At 38.3% G+C, this 15,601-nt stretch carries 13 protein-coding genes; 5 read left to right on the top strand and 8 right to left on the bottom strand.

The genetic code is table 11. The features are described 5' to 3' along the window. Positions 1-71: 71 nt before the first annotated feature. Complete coding sequence (gene rlmKL, locus NGC85_RS07085; protein WP_254805346.1) at positions 72-2,276, top strand: bifunctional 23S rRNA (guanine(2069)-N(7))-methyltransferase RlmK/23S rRNA (guanine(2445)-N(2))-methyltransferase RlmL; 2,205 nt, start codon at positions 72-74, stop codon at positions 2,274-2,276. A 16-nt stretch (positions 2,277-2,292) separates the two neighbouring features. Here the strand turns inward: rlmKL and NGC85_RS07080 are convergent, their stop codons facing one another. Both NGC85_RS07080 and clpB read right to left on the bottom strand, forming a co-directional pair. Beyond that, positions 2,293-2,712 (bottom strand): hypothetical protein, encoded by a 420-nt coding sequence (locus NGC85_RS07080; RefSeq protein WP_005054381.1) that lies wholly within the window; start codon positions 2,710-2,712, stop codon positions 2,293-2,295. Positions 2,713-2,877: 165 nt separating this feature from the next. After that, positions 2,878-5,457, bottom strand: a complete 2,580-nt coding sequence (clpB, locus tag NGC85_RS07075; RefSeq protein ID WP_254805345.1) for an ATP-dependent chaperone ClpB — start codon at positions 5,455-5,457, stop codon at positions 2,878-2,880. Positions 5,458-5,719: 262 nt separating this feature from the next. Between clpB and NGC85_RS07070 the strand changes: the two genes are divergently transcribed. Further along, a complete protein-coding gene (locus NGC85_RS07070) occupies positions 5,720-6,520 on the top strand; it encodes a peptidoglycan DD-metalloendopeptidase family protein (RefSeq protein WP_254805344.1) in 801 nt (266 codons plus the stop codon). 66 nt (positions 6,521-6,586) lie between these two features. On the opposite strand, the gene NGC85_RS07065 is transcribed toward NGC85_RS07070, so the two are convergent. Continuing rightward, positions 6,587-7,009 (bottom strand): OsmC family protein, encoded by a 423-nt coding sequence (locus NGC85_RS07065; RefSeq protein ID WP_005054387.1) that lies wholly within the window; start codon positions 7,007-7,009, stop codon positions 6,587-6,589. A gap of 147 nt (positions 7,010-7,156) precedes the next feature. Between NGC85_RS07065 and crp the strand changes: the two genes are divergently transcribed. Together crp and NGC85_RS07055 are read left to right on the top strand one after the other, a co-directional pair. Further along, a complete protein-coding gene (crp, locus tag NGC85_RS07060) occupies positions 7,157-7,864 on the top strand; it encodes a cAMP-activated global transcriptional regulator CRP (RefSeq protein WP_005054388.1) in 708 nt (235 codons plus the stop codon). A gap of 204 nt (positions 7,865-8,068) precedes the next feature. After that, the gene (locus NGC85_RS07055; RefSeq protein ID WP_005062113.1) at positions 8,069-8,845 is read left to right on the top strand and encodes a M48 family metallopeptidase; all 777 of its coding nucleotides are present in this window, start codon (positions 8,069-8,071) and stop codon (positions 8,843-8,845) included. A 68-nt stretch (positions 8,846-8,913) separates the two neighbouring features. Here NGC85_RS07055 and NGC85_RS07050 read toward each other — a convergent pair whose 3' ends face one another. From NGC85_RS07050 to NGC85_RS07030, 5 genes are all read right to left on the bottom strand, one after another. Continuing rightward, entirely contained in the window at positions 8,914-10,641 is a 1,728-nt protein-coding gene (locus NGC85_RS07050; protein WP_254805343.1) for a biotin carboxylase N-terminal domain-containing protein, read from the bottom strand. Further along, entirely contained in the window at positions 10,634-12,217 is a 1,584-nt protein-coding gene (locus NGC85_RS07045; RefSeq protein ID WP_254805342.1) for an urea amidolyase family protein, read from the bottom strand. The genes NGC85_RS07050 and NGC85_RS07045 overlap by 8 nt, the downstream gene beginning before the upstream one ends. 31 nt (positions 12,218-12,248) lie before the next feature. Further along, complete coding sequence (gene pxpA, locus NGC85_RS07040; protein WP_254805341.1) at positions 12,249-13,016, bottom strand: LamB/YcsF family protein; 768 nt, start codon at positions 13,014-13,016, stop codon at positions 12,249-12,251. A gap of 126 nt (positions 13,017-13,142) precedes the next feature. Then, positions 13,143-14,441 (bottom strand): Y-family DNA polymerase, encoded by a 1,299-nt coding sequence (locus NGC85_RS07035; protein ID WP_254805340.1) that lies wholly within the window; start codon positions 14,439-14,441, stop codon positions 13,143-13,145. 5 nt (positions 14,442-14,446) lie between these two features. After that, on the bottom strand, positions 14,447-15,058 hold the full coding sequence (locus NGC85_RS07030) for a LexA family transcriptional regulator (RefSeq protein ID WP_005062124.1): 612 nt from the start codon (positions 15,056-15,058) through the stop codon (positions 14,447-14,449). A 292-nt stretch (positions 15,059-15,350) separates the two neighbouring features. On the opposite strand from NGC85_RS07030, the gene NGC85_RS07025 reads away from it, so the two are divergent. Further along, entirely contained in the window at positions 15,351-15,578 is a 228-nt protein-coding gene (locus NGC85_RS07025) for a hypothetical protein (RefSeq protein ID WP_005054400.1), read from the top strand. Positions 15,579-15,601: the final 23 nt, after the last annotated feature.

Here is a 15,601-nt window from a genome sequence, read left to right as displayed (position 1 = left end):
AATTTGCACCGACAGTTTCATTAAAAATCAGTTAAAATAGCCGATTGCTAAAAATGTTTTGGAAAATTTGAATGAATGCTAAACAACGTCTAACAGACTATTGGGTTACCTGTGCGGACGGGCTTGAAACCTTATTACAAGAAGAGCTTGAAGATATTGGCATTCAAAACATCCAACGCTTTGCTGGACGTTTAATTTTCCAAGGTACGCTTGAACAAGCTTACCGAATTTGTATGTGGTCGCGTCTCGCGTCACGTGTACTCTTACCCATTCACACGCATGAACTTGAATACACTCATGATGCTCGTGATGTTGCAGAAGAACTCTATGAAGGTGCAATTAGCTTTGACTGGTCTCTAATTTTTGCACCACAAAGTACCTTTGCTATTCGTTTGCACGTGGAAAGAGATATTAAGGTCAATACCCAATTTGCCACATTACGCGTGAAAGATGGTGTTGTTGATTCATTCATGGAAGCTGTTGGTAAACGTCCTAGTATTGATATCAAGCAACCCGAAATTACACTTTATGTTTTAGCAGGAAAAACGCAACATACCTATTGCTTAGATTTATCTGGTGACTCTTTACATAAACGTGGTTATCGCCACTATATGACCGATGCGCCAATTAAAGAAAATTTAGCAGCTGCTATTCTTCAAAAGGCACAATTAAAGCAATTAAATCCAGACTTAATTGTCGATCCAATGTGTGGCTCGGGTACATTTATCATCGAATCGCTCATGATTTTGACTGATCGAGCACCTGGATTAGTTCGTCGTTTTGGTTTCAATGGTTGGCATGGTCATGATCGTGATTTGTGGCTAAACATTAAAGCTGAAGCAGCCGAAAGACACGAGATTGCTTTAGAACAACCATTAGCTAAGTTTTATGCCTACGATGCTGACTGGGAAGCAGTGAAAGCTACACGTCAAAATATTATTGCTGCTGGTTTTGAAAAACTGCTTAATCATATTCAAATTGAAGAAAGAACATTAGCAGATTGGGAAGACTTCGAAGCAGAAGGTAAAAAAGCCTTTATTGTTACCAATCCCCCTTATGGCGAGCGTTTAGGTGATAAAGCTTCAAGCCGATCTTTTTACTTAGGTTTGTCAGGTTTATTACAAAAGAATTTTCCGAATCAACCTGTCGCTGTTATTGCAGCTCAAATTGAGCAGGCAGATGTTCTAGCAATCAATGAACCTCAAACATTACGTTTGATGAATGGTAAACTGCCAATTTATGTTCGATTTGGCACAATCAAACCTGCAAGTGTTACACAACCATTTTTAGCAAACTGGCAACCTCAACAATTTGAAAAAATTGAAGGTGCTGAAGATTTTACCAATCGTTTGCAAAAAAATATGCAAAACCTAAAAAAATGGGCCGTTAAAGAAAATATCTATTGTTTACGTCTTTATGACGCAGACTTACCCGACTTCAATGTTGCGGTTGACATTTATGGTGATCGATTACATGTACAAGAATATGCACCACCAAAAACAATTGATCCTGAAAAAGCCAAAAAACGCTTTAATCTCGCTCTTGCCGCGATACGTGCAGTAACAGGATTGAATCGTGATGCGATTTTTATCAAAACACGTGCAAAGCAAGCGGGTGCTAATCAATATACCAAACAGAGCACTGCCTCTAAGCGATTTATTGTCCAAGAAGGTAATGCCAAAATTTTAGTAAATTTGACTGATTATTTAGATACCGGTTTATTCCTAGATCATCGTCAAATTCGCCTAAGAATTGCGAAAGAAGCAAAAGGCAAACATTTCCTTAACCTTTATAGCTATACCTCTACGGCAAGTCTACATGCTGCTTTAGGCGGAGCTGCTAGTACGACAAGTGTTGATTTATCAAATACTTACTTGAATTGGTCTAAAGAAAATTTCGTCTTAAATGGTTTAACTGTAGATCACGCAGATGAACAACATATGTTCTTTTCAAGTGACTGTTTTGAATGGCTCAAAGAAGGTCATGAGCAATATGATTTAATTTTTATTGATCCACCAACCTTCTCAAACTCTAAAAAGTTTTATGGAACGTTCGATGTACAACGTGATCACGTTTCATTGATTAAACGTGCAATGAATCGACTCACAAGTGATGGTACACTTTACTTTTCAAACAACTATCGTGGTTTTGAATTAGATGAAGAAATTGAAGCAATGTATCACATTGAAGAGATTACTTCTGAAACGATTGGGTTGGATTTTAAGCGTAATCATAAAATCCATCGTGCATGGAAAATTCAACACCCAAGTGTTTAAAGCTTGATTCTCGATTTCACCTATATGTTATTTTCGATCTTTTAATATTAGGTGAATCGAACTCATATATCATAAAGCGATCTGGAGACTCATCATGAGGCTTCATGGTCGCTTTCTTTTTCTCGCGACCATCTGATACAGCTGTTTTCTTTTGCTCTTCATAAGGCGATAAAGCACCTTCAGCCAACATATTTATACGAATTTCCCTTAAATTACGATCACTTAATACCTTTTGAGCAAGCCATCGCTCTTGCAAAGGTTTTTGAGCATCTTGCTCTGCTTTTTCAATAATCCTAGGTAAAGCGTTATTTAATACACCTGTTTGGAGTGCCAATGATCCTTCAGCTAGTGGTTGTACAGCCCAACCCGCTAAGGGTAAGACAGCAGTAAACAAAATCACACCCATGCTAGTGTAATGATGTTGCTTTTTCTCCATTGCAATTCATCCTGAATTTTTTTCTTATTTGGTTTTCAAACTAGCAAGTTTTTAATCAAGTAGCAATGTCATTGGTAATTTTCCTCTATAAATCTGACAAGTTGCATCAATAAAAAAAGGCGATGACTTTTGTCACCGCCTTTTACTGATTGTTAAAATTTAAGCTTAACTCAATTTCATTTTGTCAAAGACCAAATGCCCATCTTCAGCTTTAATCAGGATATTATCACCTGCTTGAAATGCGCCAGATAGAATTTTTTGAGCTAAACTATTTTCCACTTGCTGTTGAATAGCACGTTTTAAAGGACGCGCGCCATACACAGGATCAAAGCCAGCATCGATTAATAAGTCAAACGCTGTATCATCAACAGTTAAACCCATATCTCGCTCACTTAAACGTGAACGTAAACGATCCAACTGAATATCTGCAATCCCACGAATCTGAGCTTTTTTGAGTGAATGGAACACCACTAACTCATCAATACGGTTAATAAATTCAGGTCGGAAATGCTGACTCACAGCAGCCATGACGACAGTTCGAACTTCATCATCACTAGCACCCTCACCTAATTCGCGAACGTCTTGCGAACCTAAGTTGGACGTCATGACGATTACCGTATTTTTAAAGTCAACCACACGACCTTGCGAATCAGTTAAACGACCATCATCCAACACCTGCAATAAAATATTGAATACATCCGGATGTGCTTTCTCAACCTCATCAAATAGAACAACGCTATAAGGTTTACGGCGAACCGCTTCTGTCAACACACCACCTTCTTCATAGCCGACATACCCTGGAGGTGCGCCGACTAAACGACTAACTGAATGCTTTTCCATAAACTCAGACATATCAATACGAATCATGGCATCATCACTATCAAACAAAAAGTTTGCTAATGCTTTGGTCAACTCTGTTTTACCAACACCTGTTGGACCTAAGAATAAAAATGATCCGCTTGGTCGATTTGGATCAGACAAGCCAGCACGTGAGCGACGAACTGCATTCGATACAGCAACAACAGCTTCATCCTGCCCAACCACACGATTATGTAAAAACTCTTCCATATTTAGAAGTTTTTCACGCTCACCTTGCAGCATTTTCGACACAGGAATGCCTGTTGCAGCACTCACAACTTCTGCAATTTCATTCTCAGTCACTTTGGTACGAATGAGTTTCGGCTCTTCGTTTTCTTCAGCGACTTCGGCTTGTTCCAAACGTTTTTGAAGTTCTGGAATTACACCATACTGTAAACGTGCTGCTTCAGCCAAATCACCTTCACGCTTTGCTTTTTCCAAAGCCACACGTGCTTGATCGAGTTCAACTTGTGCCTTCTTATCACCTTCAACCAGTGTTTTTTCGGCTTTCCAAATCTCTTCAAGATCATTGTACTCTTTTTGCTTTTCAGCAATTTGCTGTTCAAGATGATTGACTTCGGCTTTACTACCAGCATCTTCATCTTTTTTGACTGCTTCTAACTGCATCTTTAACTGAATAAGACGGCGATCAAGTTTGTCCAAAGCTTCTGGCTTTGAGTCAATTTCCATCTTAATACGCGATGCAGCTTCATCAATTAAATCAATCGCTTTATCAGGTAATTGGCGATCTGTAATATAACGATGTGACATTTTTGCAGCAGCAATAATGGCTGAGTCTAAAATTTGTACGCCATGATGCGTTGCATATTTCTCTTTTAGACCACGCAAAATCGCGATGGTATCTTCAACACTTGGCTCATCAACCAACACTTTTTGGAAACGACGTTCCAGCGCAGCATCTTTTTCAATGTACTGACGATACTCATCTAAAGTCGTTGCACCTACACAACGTAACTCACCTCGTGCCAATGCAGGTTTCAACATATTACCCGCATCCATAGCACCATCACCTTTACCTGCACCAACAAGCGTATGTAACTCATCGATGAATAGAATGATTTCACCTTCATGTTTTGCAAGATCTTTAAGAACTGCTTTTAAGCGTTCCTCAAACTCACCACGATACTTTGCGCCAGCAAGTAATGACCCTAAATCTAATGAAAGTACCCGTTTACTTTTAAGACTTTCTGGTACTTCACCATTAATAATACGCTGTGCTAAACCTTCAACAATCGCAGTCTTACCGACCCCTGGCTCACCAATGAGAACAGGATTATTCTTAGTACGACGTGACAAAACTTGAATGGTTCGACGAATTTCATCATCACGACCAATCACTGGATCTAACTTACCAGCTAAAGCACGTTCAGTTAAATCAATCGTATATTTATTAAGAGAGTCACGTTGATCTTCATGATTATTGCTCATGACTTTGTCATTTCCTCTAATATTTTCAATCACTTTTCGTAAGCTATCTGATGTTATACCCACACTATTTAATATCGTTTTGGTCTCACCTGTTTCGGCTAAGCCCAACAAAACCCAATCTGTAGATAAAAACTCATCACCGACCTTTTGTGCGTACCGATCAGCTAAATTCAGTGCTTTTACAGCTTCAGGATTGAGATTAATGTCTCCAGTAGGATTCGCCAATGTCGGTGCATTTTGCAAAGCTTGTTCTAACTTTTGCTTTAATTCAGGTAAACGAGCACCTGCCTGCTGTAGCAAACTCAAATTAGCGGGTTCTTCTAATAAAGTCATTAGAAGATGAATTCCTGCGATCGCAGTATGATCCTTACCCATTGCTAATGATTGTGCATCTGAAAGGGCTTGCTGTAGACGGTTTGTAAATTTTTCAAAACGCATTCTTGTTATTCCTCACAACAAATTTTTAACTTATCACTTAGATGGGAACGTTTTTTTAAATTTCAAATAAATTTTATATATTTTTCAAAATCTTATAAATAAATACATAAATAAAACTCAGTAATAATATGGGTCTATAAACAATCTATTTCAAGTATATTTTGTATAATTTTTCATTGAGCCGGAATATCAGAAAAGTATCATTGCTTATATTCTCTATTTCACCTACTTTAAACTGAATAATTTCTTAGCATTAAAAAAAATGTACTTTAATAAAATTTTTATATGTTCTGCTCTTCTTACAATTTCATATACCTCATCGGCAGAATTACCTCAAGATTCACGCAGAGCAGGCGGCATAGCGGTCATTCCTTTATCTGCTCATACAACTCAAGTTTTTTATGAGCGAAATCCTGTATTAATTACACAACAAAATGAACAGCGTTATGCTGTCCTAGGTATTCCTCTTTCTGCACCTACAGGTAAGTTAACTTTAACGACCAATACTAAGCCAATAGAAATTGAAATAATCTCTTATCCTTATGCCGAGCAGCGACTAACTGTAGTAAATCAAGATTATGTTAATCCTAACCAAGATCAGCTAGATCGTTATGCACGCGAGGCTAAAGAGCAAAACGATGTATATAGTTCATTTAGCAATAATAATTGGACTCATTTTCCAAATTTTATTCGCCCAACGGCAGGAAAATTTAGTAATTCATTTGGTCGAAAACGTTTTTTTAATGGTGAAGAACGCGCTCCTCACTCTGGTCTAGATATACCAGCCCCAATTGGACAGAAAGTCATCGCACCTGCTAATGGTATTGTGGTGCAAACTGGTAATTATTTTTTTAATGGCAATACTGTACTCATTGATCATGGTCAAGGTTTAATCAGCATGTTCTGTCATTTAAGTAAAATTAACGTAGAAAAAGGACAACCTATACGTCAAGGGGAACTACTAGGCTTAGTCGGTAGAACAGGACGTGTTACGGGTCCACATCTACACTGGGGAATGAGTCTTAATAATGCGCGTATAGATCCAACATTATTTCTAAAATAACAATCTAATAAAAAAGTGATCTACTTAAACATAGATCACTTTTTAGAAAAACTAAACAATATCGTGTTATTCTGCTTCTACAATCTCAAAATCGTGGGTGATTTCAACACCACCATCTGCAAGCATTTTACTTGCTGAACAGTATTTTTCAGCAGAAAGCTCAACTGCTTTTTCAACTTGTTTGGCTTTTACCGCTTTACCTGTCACAATGAAATGCAAATGGATTTTAGTAAACACTGCTGGGATTGAATCTGCTCTATCAGCTTTTAGCTGACATACAACACCTGTCACATCTTGGCGAGATTTCTTTAAAATGGTCACAATATCAAACGAAGCACAACCACCAAGTCCCATTAAAATCAACTCCATAGGACGTGGACCACGGTTTTCACCCCCATATTCAGCCGAACCATCCATCACCACACTGTGGCCACTTTCTGATTTCGCTTCAAAAGCAACATTCTCTAACCAATGTACACTTGTTTGCATTGCAACTACCCACGAAACGTTATAAATTTACTCTGTTCTTGTACACTAACATAAAATGAGTTGATAAGGAATTTCAGCTCTTCTGTGTAGAAAAGGCTCAAACAGAGCCTGTGCGATCGGTTTTATCCAAATTCGGAAATTTTAAGCATGACTTCAAATTTTTCACAACTTAGCACTGACGCTTTATCACCAGGCCAACTACCTGAATCAGTTAAAGCCTTGCTAAAACGTGCTCATATTAACAGATACCCTAAACGCACCGCGATTGTTGACGCTGGAACGGAATCAAAATCACTGTATTTAATATTAAAAGGTTCAGTGTCAATTATATTACGTGAAGATGACGAGCGTGAGATTGTTGTTGCCTACTTAAACCCAGGCGATTTCTTTGGTGAAATGGGTCTTTTTGAAACCAATCCTCAACGAACTGCTGAAGTACGTACCCGTGATGTATGTGAAATAGCAGAAATTACCTATGATAACTTCCATGAGTTAAGCAAACAGTATCCTGATCTAAGCTATGCTGTATTCGCTCAACTTGTGCGTCGTTTGAAAAATACAACGCGTAAAGTGACAGATCTTGCTTTTATCGATGTTTCTGGTCGTATTGCACGCTGTTTAATTGATTTATCTGCTCAACCAGAGGCAATGATTTTACCTAATGGTCGTCAGATTCGTATTACACGTCAAGAAATTGGTCGTATCGTAGGCTGTTCTCGTGAAATGGTTGGTCGTGTTCTTAAAACACTAGAAGATCAAGGCATGATTCAAACTGATGGTAAAGCGATTTTAATCTTCGATACTTCTTTAGAAGAAAACACATTTACTGAAGAAGAGTTTGATGACGAGGAATAAACATCCTTGTTGTTAACCAAGATATAAGCCAGTGTTTACACTGGCTTTAATTTTTTATGGATGTTTGTTTTAAAGTACAAAATAACATTGATTACATAATTACTATGATTATAGAGATATTCAGAATGTAATCCGATCTAAACATTTTCTATAATCCTTATTAATCATGAATATATTCAAAAATACTGATTTGGAGCGAGTAATATGAAGAAATTGGCTTTAAGCCTTTGCGCGATGACAATATTAGGGGTTTCTGGCTGCGCATCATTTGCAGAAATGGCAGGTGCTGACACAGCAACCTTGAATGCTCAATCGGCTCAAGGTTTTTCAAAAATGACTCAAGAAGCTCGTGCGAAAAATCAACTTGATACAAGCTCAAGCACTTATCAGCGTATTAATACCGTATTTTTACGCCTTAAACCGTACGCGGATCAAATGAATCAAACAGGCCAACGTTTTGATTGGCAATTGGCAGTATTAAAATCTGATACGGTCAATGCTTATGTTGCGCCAGGCGGAAAAGTTGTTTTCTACACAGGTATTGTAAATAAACTCAATCTTACCAATGATGAGATTGCAGCAATTATGGGTCATGAGATGACTCACGCCCTTGAAGAGCATGCTAAAAGTAAAATTGGTGCGCAAGCCCTGACTAACTTAGCCATCGGAATTGGTACTTCTTATGCGGGTGCTAACATTGGTGAGGCTGGGAATGCTGCAATTAACTTAGGCAGTCAAATTGGTATTGGTCTACCTTATTCACGTAATCTTGAAAGTCGCGCAGACTATGGTGGCTTAATGCTGATGGCTAGAGCGGGCTATAATCCAAATGCAGCGATTAGTCTGTGGGAAAAAATGAATCGTTTAGATGGTGCAGGTGGCGGTTCATTCTTATCAACCCACCCATCAAATACACAGCGTATTAGCGATATGCGTAAAAACTTGCCTGCTGCAATGGCATTGTACAATAAGCGTCGCTAATTCACATTTAAGCCATTAAATCATCAATTGATTTTAATGGCTTTTAGTCGATTGACAGAGAAATAATTTTAATTAATTTCAGCTATTTTTGTATCAGCAACCACCGTCTGATTTAGATTGAACAGCTTTTGAATTTTTCCCGTTTCATGCGCAACAACTGGAACTTCCATTTTCATTGCTTCCATAATGGCAATGGTATCACCCTTTTCAACTTGATTATTTTCTTGCACCTTCCAAGTTGTAATTACACCACTAATCGGTGCTAGAACTGCATTATCATTTTGAACAGGATCTGAATCATATGATTTTTGATTGAGCTGTTGTGTTCCCATTAAACTAAAAAGCCCATTTGGTAAACCAATCTGATGCAACTTGCCATCTATTTCAAGTGGATAACGTTTTAGCTCAGTTTGATTACTCAGTTTACTGCGTGAAGAGTGAGGATAATCATGCTGACAATCTTGTTCAATCCAACGCGTATGCACTTTAAATTCATCAATGAAATCATTATCTGACAAGATCGCACGATGAAATGGTAATACTGAGGCAATCCCTTCTATTTTAAAATGAGCCAGTGCTCTTTTAGCGCGTTGAATTGCAATCTCACGTGTCGCACCACTCACAATTAATTTCGCAATTAAAGAATCAAAATGACTTGAAACCATACTTCCAGTTTGCACGCCAGTATCAAGGCGAATACCAATTCCTGAGGGTGGTTGAAACTGAGTGATCTGTCCAAATGCTGGAATAAAACCACGCGCTGGATCTTCTGCATTAATCCGAAATTCGATTGCATGACCTACTGGTTTTGGCATTTCCTGAACAGAAAGTGGTTCACCTAATGCAATTCGAATTTGTTCAACCACTAAGTCTAGACCAGAAGTTTGTTCCGTCACAGGATGTTCAACCTGTAAGCGCGTATTGACCTCTAGAAATGACAGTTGACCATCTTGGCTGAGTAAGTATTCTACTGTACCCGCCCCGACATAATCAGCAGTTCGGCAAATTGCAATTGAAGATTGCACTAATTGCGATTGAATTTGCTCATTGATAAATGGCACAGGTGCTTCTTCTACCAACTTCTGATTACGGCGTTGTAAAGAGCAATCACGGGTTCCAACCACTACAATATTACCATGCTGATCGGCAATTACTTGGGCTTCCAGATGTCTAGGTTTATCTAGATATTGCTCAACAAAACATTCCCCGCGACCAAATGCAGTTAATGCTTCCCGCACAGCAGATTCATATAGAGCGGTGACTTCGTTCAATTGCCTTGCAACTTTCAAACCACGCCCACCGCCGCCATAGGCAGCTTTAATCGCGATTGGCAGACCATACTGTTTCGCAAAATCAACTGCTTCTTGAGCCGATTGGAGTGGTTGTTCAGTTCCGTGTACCAGAGGCGCATTTACCGATTGTGCAATCTTACGCGCCTGTATTTTGTCACCAAGTTTATTAATACTTTCAGGAGATGGGCCAATCCAGATCAGACCAGCATCTATCACTGCATGGGCAAATTCAGCACGTTCCGATAAAAAACCATAACCCGGATGAATCATTGAGACTTGGGCTTTATTCGCAATATCCAAAATTTTATTGATATCTAAATAAGTTTGCTGTGCTGTTTGCCCTGATAATGCCCAAGCCTCATCGGCAAGTTGAACATGCAAACTAGCAATATCATCATCTGCATAAATAGCCACTGATGTGATGTCCATATCTTTACAGGCTTGAATAATACGGACAGCAATTTCCCCACGATTAGCAATCAATAGCTTATGTTTTTTATGCATTTTCTTTGATGTCCATGAATTCTGAGACTTTATTAAATTGGATAGAGCATCCAACTGGAATCTGTGCGATCAAGTCCAAATGATAGGATGCGACCGCCGCAATCACAGGATAACCACCTGTAATCGGATGATCATTCATAAATAATACAGGTTGACCATTGGGTGGGATTTGCAAAGCACCAGTACAACAGCCTTCACTGGCTAATTCTTGATTGAACTGGCGTTCTAAAGGCATATTACCCACTAATTTCAATCCAATTCGATTGCTCTCTGTGCTAACCAACCAAGTTTGTTTAAACAATAAATCAAGGCTTTCTTCAACAAACCAATCCGTACGAGGTCCTAAGACAAGATCAACGTTAATCGTCTCACCTTGTTTCGGTAATTTAATCGGGATTGCGTTTAAACTAACAGGTTGAGTTTTTAATTCAGCAGAATAAATTTTATCATCGATTTGAACTGGCCGTGGACCTAAGCCTGCTAAAGAGTCATAACTGGCACTATTTAAAACCTGTTCAACGGCAATACCTCCACGTACTGCAACATAATTACGAATGCCTGCTGTAGGCGCTGCAATATAAATTTCATCGCCAGAATCTAAAGCAGTTGGCTGGTACATCGACACTTTTACTTTATCGGTACCAATATACCTAATCCAAACTTCTGTCTCTGCACCTGTCACAGCAATAACCGTTGGCTCTAAAACCTCGAATCTTAATCCACCACTTAAAACTTCTAAAACTGCTGCATTCTTTGGATTACCAACAATTAAATTAGCCTGTTGAAATGCAGTTTGATCCATTGCACCTGCTCGCCCTACGCCTAATTCAGCCAAATGCTTACGCCCTTCATCTTGGAGTAATACTTGTAAACCAACATTCTTAACGTGAAGTACGGCTGATTTTTTAAAAGAATCATCTTGAGAAAATGACTGCGCAGGCACGCTAACTTGCGTTGGATTACGGCTTATATCCTTAAAAATGACACGATCACTTGGCAGTAATAGAGCAGGTTGTTTTCGTTGGACATCCCATAACATCTCATCAGTCTGTCCAATTAACTGCCATCCTCCGGGGCTTTCTTTGGGGTAAATACCGCTATATTCACCTGCTAGTCCTACAGCACCCGCACTGACTTTTTTTCGGGGGGATGCTAAGCGCGGAATACTACCAAATACTTGTTTTGGGTTGATGAGATAAGCAAAGCCAGGCGCAAATCCAATAAATGCAACTTGCCAATCGGAATTAGTGTGTTTCTGAATGACTTGGCCTGTACTGATTCCCAGATATTCAGCGACATTGTTTAAATCAATTCCGTTATAGCGTGTATTGATCACTATTTCCTTACCTTGACGCAAAACATCCTGACTGATTTTTTGGTTTGAAATCCATTGAATAAGTGATCGAATTTCTACTAGCAAAGGATCAAAGTAAATCAATATGCTACGTGCCGCAGGAATGAGTTCTTTTATATGCGGATGCTGTGCCTGTTTTAAGCAGTAATAAACTGCCATCGTTTCTTCTAAACTTTGAAACTCAATAAGAAAACAATCTAAATTAACGGATAAAAATCGCATAAATCACTCGTTGGAAACATTCAAAATTTACTTAACGACTAAAAGCACGAATTTCAATTTTATTTTCTAACAATACATCACGAATCTTTGCCGCCATTTTGACTGCCCCTAACGTATCCCCATGCAAACAAATTGTATCAGCCTGAATGAGCGTGAAATCCCCTTCAATCGACTCAATACCGCCATTCTGGATCATATTCAGTACACGCTGCGCTATGATTTCAGCATCATGTAAAACCGCCCCCTCTAAGCGACGAGAAACTAGCGTTCCATCACGATGGTAAGCACGATCAGCAAATGCTTCAGAAATAACACTAAGCCCATGTTCACGAGCAAATTTAATTAATGGTGAACCCGCCAATGCGACTAAGACTAATGTTTCATCAAAATGCTGTATTGCATCAATTACCGCTTGAGCTTGAGTCAAATTGGTGGCAATAGTGTTATACAATGCGCCATGTGGTTTGACATAACTTACTTTGGTTCCTGCAACTTGAGCTAAACCTTGTAAAGCTGAGATTTGATAAAGCACGTCTGCATATAGTTCATCATAGGATAAATCCATATTACGGCGACCAAAACCCACCAAATCTGGATACGAAACATGCGCACCAACACATACATCATGCTTAACTGCTTGTTTCAAAGTCCTGAGAATATTTAAGGGGTCACCTGCATGAAAACCGCATGCGATATTGGCGCTACTAACAATTCCAAGAATCTGCTCATCATTGCCCATTTTCCAAGCGCCATAGCTTTCGCCTAAATCACTATTCAAATCAATATGCTTGCTGGTCATAGGTCCATAATTTTTAGATTTTAATAGAAATAATATATATAGTTTTTAGCCAATTACCTATCTTTAGGGCATAAATATTGGCATGAATTTGAGTCAAAATAGTGAATATTCATACCAGTAAACAAGTTAATTTACTCTTAATATCTCTTCCCAATTGGTTAAATAGCTTGGGGATTTGAAGTTCTGATTCATTGCCCATTTGCGACCATTTGGTGTAATTAATCGTCCTAATAACATCGTATCTTTACCAAATTTTTTATTAATATCATCAAACGTAACTGATAGCTCTTGTCGTCTTAACATTGCTGTGGTGTCTTGAAATAAATCAATAGCATGGCTATGTCGTGGAATAATATCTAGTAAGATAATTTCAGCTTTTTTATAGCGATGACCCGCTTGATAAATTCGATCTAAACCATGCTGTACTGCTTTGATAATTTCCAACCGATCATCACTATAGTCAGCTAAATAAACCGTAGTAAACGGACGACTATAGTGTGCATGATTAAATCGATTGGTACGAATACTGACACCAATAGCCTTACACAAAAGTTTCTGACTGCGTAAGCGCTCTACCGCTCTTAAAGTAAATTCAGTAAGCGCCTCACTTAAACTATCCTTATCTAAAATAGGCTGCCCAAAAGAGCGGCTACTTAAAACTTGTCGACGATCTGGAACGATATGTTCTACTTCTAAACAGGCGATGCCCCGTAACTCTTTTACCGTATTTTCTAATACTACCGAAAATTGTTTTCCAATCATCTTAGGATCAGCTTCAACTAAATCTAAAACTGAGGTGATCTGCATTTTTTCTAAACGTTGTCGTATCTTTCTCCCTACTCCCCACACTTCTCCAACTGGAGTTTGAGATAATAAGTCCTCAATAACGCATGGATCTTCGTCGACTATATTGCATATGCTATTAAAACATGGATTTTGCTTTGCTAAATTATTCGCCAATTTTGCTTGGGTTTTTGAATAACCAATACCAATACAGCAAGGAAGCCCCAACCAATTGTTAATTGTATTGAGTATATTACGCGCATAGTCAGTTAACTGAAAATGTTGCTGATACGCTGTTAACTCTAAAAAGCATTCATCAATCGAATAAATTTCTTGCTCACAAGAATCCACAAAACCACTTAATATATTCATGAAACGCCTAGACATTTCTGCATATAAAGCATAATTACTAGACAGAACTGCAACTTGATGCTGTTGAACAATCTCTTCAATTTGAAAAAATGGCACGGCCATTTTTATACCAAGTTTTTTTGCTTCGTAGGACCGCGAAACTACACAACCGTCGTTATTGGACAATACTACCACTGGGCGATTTTCCAGCTTTGGATTGAACACACGCTCACAACTCACATACGCGTTATTCACATCAATCAAAGCAAAAATTCGTTGTGGCAAACCCATATCGATTACCTCATCGGCTTCAAGTTATAAGTCACTACACCCCAAATCTGCAATTCTTGCCCTTCGTCAATATAGATATTCTGATAGTCTGGATTCTCAGCTTTTAACCACACTTTGGGCGGACTAAAATGGTGGTCAATCATCAATCTTTTTACTGTGAAATCATTGTCAATTAATGCTATGACAATATCTCCCGACTTTGCAGGAATACTTCGATCAACCACGAGAGGGTCATCAATATCAATTCCAACATCTAACATCGACAGTGAATTTGCCTTTACAATAAAAGTTGAGTTTTCATTGCGAATTAAATATTGATTTAAATCTAAGGCTTGCTCTACATGATCTTGCGCTGGCGATGGAAAACCTGCCGCAACACGTTCCGTTGCCAAAGGAATGTGGTAAATTCGATCATTGTTGGCTTGTACGTTCTGGATTTTTAATGAAGTGCTTAGATCAGAATGCTGACCTGTTTTGACATTATTCAGTAGCCAATTTTTGATGAAATCAACTTGAGATTCTGGCACTCGAATAACTTTGGTCGGCTCACTAAACTGAGCTTTACGTCCAGCATTATGTCTAGCACCGCCGTGTTCATATTCTGTTTTTTTGGACATAACTTCCCCCTCCCAACTCTGATTTGCATTAAATCAATTTAACTTGAAAAAGTTACAAATTCAAGTTGACGTAGAATATTTTTTGCATAACAATAAATTCCATAGATCAGATTTTAGCTTGTTCAACTTAGACAAGGATGTAAAACAAACTAAAATTAATATTTTAAATCAGTATCTTAGGTCTATTTAGCATATCATGCACGATATTAAGTTATTGATCTAATTGACTAATATATTTGATCTTTCAGCAGATAGTTTTTATTCAAATATTTTTGATGTGGAGACATGAAAAATGAACAATCAACGTGATGCTATTCTTGGCTATGCTGATGAACAACATGCCTATTTTATTCGCTTAATTGAGAATAACACGGTATTAGGTAACTGCTATGGACTGTTTTGTGAAAGTCCAGACAGTGAAGCAGCTGAAAGTATTATGACCACTTTGTTTTTAAAGAAATCATTTTGGTTAAATGGCAGTGAATTCCAACATATCGTACAAGGTTTACAACCCTTATAAATCGTAGATGAAAAAAGAATTTA

Origin of the sequence: Acinetobacter sp. Z1 (assembly GCF_024296945.1) — a bacterium.
GTDB classification, from domain to species: Bacteria; Pseudomonadota; Gammaproteobacteria; order Pseudomonadales; family Moraxellaceae; genus Acinetobacter; species Acinetobacter beijerinckii.
Note: the sequence above shows the minus strand (reverse complement) of the source record. Positions and strands in the feature narration are given on the sequence as shown.

What these genes read in the sequence shown, in the direction of transcription:
- NGC85_RS07055 (WP_005062113.1), top strand. Translation starts at nt 8,069, where the DNA reads ATGAAGAAATTGGCTTTAAGCCTTTGCGCGATGACAATATTAGGGGTT.
- NGC85_RS07025 (WP_005054400.1), top strand. Translation starts at nt 15,351, where the DNA reads ATGAACAATCAACGTGATGCTATTCTTGGCTATGCTGATGAACAACAT.
- NGC85_RS07050 (WP_254805343.1), bottom strand. Translation starts at nt 10,641, where the DNA reads ATGCATAAAAAACATAAGCTATTGATTGCTAATCGTGGGGAAATTGCT.
- clpB (WP_254805345.1), bottom strand. Translation starts at nt 5,457, where the DNA reads ATGCGTTTTGAAAAATTTACAAACCGTCTACAGCAAGCCCTTTCAGAT.
- NGC85_RS07080 (WP_005054381.1), bottom strand. Translation starts at nt 2,712, where the DNA reads ATGGAGAAAAAGCAACATCATTACACTAGCATGGGTGTGATTTTGTTT.
- NGC85_RS07065 (WP_005054387.1), bottom strand. Translation starts at nt 7,009, where the DNA reads ATGCAAACAAGTGTACATTGGTTAGAGAATGTTGCTTTTGAAGCGAAA.
- NGC85_RS07035 (WP_254805340.1), bottom strand. Translation starts at nt 14,441, where the DNA reads ATGGGTTTGCCACAACGAATTTTTGCTTTGATTGATGTGAATAACGCG.
- NGC85_RS07030 (WP_005062124.1), bottom strand. Translation starts at nt 15,058, where the DNA reads ATGTCCAAAAAAACAGAATATGAACACGGCGGTGCTAGACATAATGCT.
- NGC85_RS07045 (WP_254805342.1), bottom strand. Translation starts at nt 12,217, where the DNA reads ATGCGATTTTTATCCGTTAATTTAGATTGTTTTCTTATTGAGTTTCAA.
- rlmKL (WP_254805346.1), top strand. Translation starts at nt 72, where the DNA reads ATGAATGCTAAACAACGTCTAACAGACTATTGGGTTACCTGTGCGGAC.
- NGC85_RS07070 (WP_254805344.1), top strand. Translation starts at nt 5,720, where the DNA reads ATGTACTTTAATAAAATTTTTATATGTTCTGCTCTTCTTACAATTTCA.
- pxpA (WP_254805341.1), bottom strand. Translation starts at nt 13,016, where the DNA reads ATGACCAGCAAGCATATTGATTTGAATAGTGATTTAGGCGAAAGCTAT.
- crp (WP_005054388.1), top strand. Translation starts at nt 7,157, where the DNA reads ATGACTTCAAATTTTTCACAACTTAGCACTGACGCTTTATCACCAGGC.